The organism is Streptomyces sp. BoleA5, assembly GCF_000373665.1.
GTDB lineage: Bacteria > Actinomycetota > Actinomycetes > Streptomycetales > Streptomycetaceae > Actinacidiphila.
Genome location: NZ_KB892152.1, coordinates 1 through 1,186, shown reverse-complemented (window position 1 = coordinate 1,186; position 1,186 = coordinate 1). Strand labels below are relative to the sequence as shown.

Genomic DNA, 1,186 nt, shown 5'->3' with positions numbered 1-1,186 from the left:
AGTCGCATGCCCAAGACCCGAAGCGGAGTGATCTAGCCATGGGCAGGTTGAAGCGTGGGTAAGACCGCGTGGAGGACCGAACCCACCAGGGTTGAAAACCTGGGGGATGACCTGTGGTTAGGGGTGAAAGGCCAATCAAACTCCGTGATAGCTGGTTCTCCCCGAAATGCATTTAGGTGCAGCGTCGTGTGTTTCTTGCCGGAGGTAGAGCACTGGATAGGCGATGGGCCCTACCGGGTTACTGACCTTAGCCAAACTCCGAATGCCGGTAAGTGAGAGCGCGGCAGTGAGACTGCGGGGGATAAGCTCCGTGGTCGAGAGGGAAACAGCCCAGAGCATCGACTAAGGCCCCTAAGCGTACGCTAAGTGGGAAAGGATGTGGAGTCGCACAGACAACCAGGAGGTTGGCTTAGAAGCAGCCACCCTTGAAAGAGTGCGTAATAGCTCACTGGTCAAGTGATTCCGCGCCGACAATGTAGCGGGGCTCAAGCGTACCGCCGAAGTCGTGTCATTGCAGCATTACTCCCAACGGAGGCTGTGATGGGTAGGGGAGCGTCGTGTGCCGGGTGAAGCGGCCCTGGAAGGGAGTCGTGGACGGTTCACGAGTGAGAATGCAGGCATGAGTAGCGATACAAGAGTGGGAAACTCTTGCGCCGATTGACTAAGGGTTCCTGGGTCAAGCTGATCTGCCCAGGGTAAGTCGGGACCTAAGGCGAGGCCGACAGGCGTAGTCGATGGACAACCGGTTGATATTCCGGTACCCGCTTTGAAGCGCCAGCGCTGAACCCTCTGATGCTAAGCCCGTGAAGCCGCCCTTGATCTCTTCGGAGTGATGGGGAGTGGTGGAGCCGGTGACCCGAGGTGGTAGTAGGTGAGCGATGGGGTGACGCAGGAAGGTAGTCCAGCCCGGGCGGTGGTTGTCCCGGGGTAAGGGTGTAGGCCGAGTGGTAGGCAAATCCGCCACTCATGGAGGCTGAGACCTGATGCCGAGCCGATTGTGGTGAAGTGGATGATCCTATGCTGTCGAGAAAAGCCTCTAGCGAGTTTCATGGCGGCCCGTACCCTAAACCGACTCAGGTGGTCAGGTAGAGAATACCGAGGCGTTCGGGTGAACTATGGTTAAGGAACTCGGCAAAATGCCCCCGTAACTTCGGGAGAAGGGGGGCCATTGCTGGTGAGGGGATTT

General features: G+C 58.0%; 1 rRNA gene. It reads left to right on the top strand.

The features are described from left to right. Nucleotides 1-1,186, top strand: a 23S ribosomal RNA gene (locus tag B085_RS0137040); the annotation flags it as partial.